The sequence below is a fragment of the Micromonospora sp. NPDC049799 genome, assembly GCF_040656655.1.
Classification (GTDB): Bacteria; Actinomycetota; Actinomycetes; order Mycobacteriales; family Micromonosporaceae; genus Micromonospora.
Genome location: NZ_JBFAMU010000337.1, coordinates 1813 through 5462, shown reverse-complemented (window position 1 = coordinate 5462; position 3650 = coordinate 1813). Strand labels below are relative to the sequence as shown.

2 rRNA genes are annotated in these 3650 nt (G+C 57.2%); both read right to left on the bottom strand.

The features are described from left to right. Positions 1 to 8: 8 nt before the first annotated feature. A 5S ribosomal RNA gene (gene rrf / locus AB0I76_RS21490) occupies positions 9 to 125 on the bottom strand. A gap of 88 nt (positions 126 to 213) precedes the next feature. Beyond that, positions 214 to 3322, bottom strand: a 23S ribosomal RNA gene (locus AB0I76_RS21485). Positions 3323 to 3650: the final 328 nt, after the last annotated feature.

The window sequence follows — 3650 nt, the reverse complement described above, 5'->3', positions numbered from 1 at the left end:
GGAAGATTGTCCGGCGGTGTCCTACTCTCCCACACCCTCCCGGGTGCAGTACCATCGGCGCTGGAGGGCTTAGCTTCCGGGTTCGGAATGTGACCGGGCGTTTCCCCTCCGCCATGACCGCCGTAACTCTATCGACATGTCAAACAACTCAACCAACACATGTTGGGTGTTGTTCGTTTATCGAGAGTTGCACAGTGGACGCGTAGCAGCTTGGTAGTCAAGTCCTCGGCCTATTAGTACCGGTCAACTGAACCCGTTACCGGGCTTACATTTCCGGCCTATCAACCCAGTCGTCTAGCTGGGGGCCTTACCCACCCGAAGGTGGTGGGATACCTCATCTTGAAGCGAGCTTCCCGCTTAGATGCTTTCAGCGGTTATCCCTTCCGAACGTAGCTAACCAGCCGTGCCCCTGGCGGGACAACTGGCACACCAGAGGTTCGTCCGTCCCGGTCCTCTCGTACTAGGGACAGCCCTTCTCAAGTATCCTACGCGCACGGCGGATAGGGACCGAACTGTCTCACGACGTTCTAAACCCAGCTCGCGTACCGCTTTAATGGGCGAACAGCCCAACCCTTGGGACCTGCTACAGCCCCAGGATGCGACGAGCCGACATCGAGGTGCCAAACCATCCCGTCGATATGGACTCTTGGGGAAGATCAGCCTGTTATCCCCGGGGTACCTTTTATCCGTTGAGCGACACCGCTTCCACATGCCAGTGCCGGATCACTAGTCCCGACTTTCGTCCCTGCTCGACCTGTCAGTCTCACAGTCAAGCTCCCTTGTGCACTTGCACTCAACACCTGATTGCCAACCAGGCTGAGGGAACCTTTGGGCGCCTCCGTTACCCTTTAGGAGGCAACCGCCCCAGTTAAACTACCCACCAGACACTGTCCCTGAACCGGATAACGGTCCGAAGTTAGATACCCAAATCAACCAGAGTGGTATTTCAAGATTGCCTCCACCCATACTGGCGTATGGACTTCACCGGCTCCCACCTATCCTACACAAGCTAATTCGGATACCAATGTCAAGCTATAGTAAAGGTCCCGGGGTCTTTCCGTCCTGCCGCGCGTAACGAGCATCTTTACTCGTAATGCAATTTCGCCGGGCCTGTGGTTGAGACAGTGGGGAAGTCGTTACGCCATTCGTGCAGGTCGGAACTTACCCGACAAGGAATTTCGCTACCTTAGGATGGTTATAGTTACCACCGCCGTTTACTGGCGCTTAAGTTCTCCGCTTCGCCCCGAAGAGCTAACAGGTCCCCTTAACGTTCCAGCACCGGGCAGGCGTCAGTCCATATACATCGAATTACTTCTTCGCATGGACCTGTGTTTTTAGTAAACAGTCGCTTCCCCCTGCTCTCTGCGGCCATACAACGCTCCACCCGCGTGGGGCTTCACGTCTCCGGCCCCCCTTCTCCCTAAGTTACGGGGGCAATTTGCCGAGTTCCTTAACCACAGTTCGCCCGATCGCCTCGGTATTCTCTACCTGACCACCTGTGTCGGTTTGGGGTACGGGCCGCTAAGAACTCGCTAGAGGCTTTTCTCGGCAGCATAGGATCACTGACTTCACCTGAATCGGCTCGGCATCACGTCTCAGCCTTCATGCACCGCGGATTTGCCTACGGTACGGCCTACACGCTTACCCCGGCACAACCACCGGCCGGGCTCAGCTACCTTCCTGCGTCACCCCATCGCTTGACTACTACCCGCCAGGTTCCCACGCTCGCCACCATCGGTCCGAAGACCTCCGGCAGTTCGGATGGTTAGCACAACGAGGTTCGTCAGGGTCGCTCTTTCGCGGGTACGGGAATATCAACCCGTTGTCCATCGACTACGCCTCTCGGCCTCGCCTTAGGTCCCGACTCACCCAGGGCGGATTAGCCTGGCCCTGGAACCCTTGGTCATCCGGCGGAAGGGTTTCTCACCCTTCTTTCGCTACTCATGCCTGCATTCTCACTCGTGCCGCGTCCACAACTGGGTCACCCCGCTGCTTCACCCCCGGCACGACGCTCCCCTACCCATCCACACACCTGCACAAGGAATCAAGTCCAAGCGAGGTTAAAATGTGAATGCCACAGCTTCGGCGGTGTGCTTGAGCCCCGCTACATTGTCGGCGCGGAACCACTTGACCAGTGAGCTATTACGCACTCTTTAAAGGGTGGCTGCTTCTAAGCCAACCTCCTGGTTGTCTATGCGACCCCACATCCTTTTCCACTTAGCACACGCTTAGGGGCCTTAGCTGGTGATCTGGGCTGTTTCCCTCTCGACTACGAAGCTTATCCCCCGCAGTCTCACTGCCGCGCTCTCACTTACCGGCATTCGGAGTTTGGCTGATTTCGGTAAGCTTGTGGGCCCCCTAGACCATCCAGTGCTCTACCTCCGGCAAGAAACACGCGACGCTGCACCTAAATGCATTTCGGGGAGAACCAGCTATCACGGAGTTTGATTGGCCTTTCACCCCTAACCACAGGTCATCCCCCAACTTTTCAACGTTGGTGGGTTCGGCCCTCCACGCGGTCTTACCCGCGCTTCAGCCTGCCCATGGCTAGATCACTCCGCTTCGGGTCTAGGACACGCGACTGAATCGCCCTATTCAGACTCGCTTTCGCTACGGCTCCCCCACACGGGTTAACCTCGCCACGTGCCACTAACTCGCAGGCTCATTCTTCAAAAGGCACGCCGTCACCCCGCAAGGCTCCGACGGATTGTAGGCGAACGGTTTCAGGTACTATTTCACTCCCCTCCCGGGGTACTTTTCACCATTCCCTCACGGTACTCGTCCGCTATCGGTCACCAGGAAGTATTTAGGCTTACCAGGTGGTCCTGGCAGATTCACGGCAGATTTCAGGGGTCCGCCGCTACTCGGGAACACCCACAGAAGACCAGCTACTTTCACCTACCGGACTATCACCGTCTACGGTCAGCCATTCCAGACTGTTCGACTAGCAACTAGCTTTGTAACTTCTCGAGTGCGTGTCAGCACACTCAGCAGGGTCCCACAACCCCGACCACGCAACCCCTGACAGGTATCACACGCAACCGGTTTAGCCTCAATCCGCTTTCGCTCGCCACTACTCACGGAATCACTATTTGTTTTCTCTTCCTACGGGTACTGAGATGTTTCACTTCCCCGCGTTCCCTCCATACACCCTATGTGTTCAGGTGCAGGTGACACCACATGACTGGTGCCGGGTTCCCCCATTCGGACACCCTGGGATCACAGCTTGGTTGACAGCTCCCCCAGGCCTATCGCGGCCTCCCACGTCCTTCATCGGCTCCTGGTGCCAAGGCATCCACCGTTCGCCCTTGACAACTTGACCACAAAGATGCTCGCGTCCACTGTGCAATTCTCAACAAACGACCAACCCACAACCATCACGCCCCACACCAAACCCAGCAATCCGCCGGCGGTATGCGAGACCAGGTCATGCCTGGCAGACTCCCGAACCCATGGGTTCGGACCAGTCTCCGAAAAAACAACCTCAGGGTTGTTCTTTCAGGACCCAACAGGGTGCTCTGCGCTCCTTCTCAGCCGCACCAGGACCATCCCGTTCCCACCACCCGAGGGTGGCTGTACTAGGTGTCCCGGCCGTTGCCGAGGAAAAACTCGCCAGTGTCTCCGCCATATGAGCACCCCACCACCACACT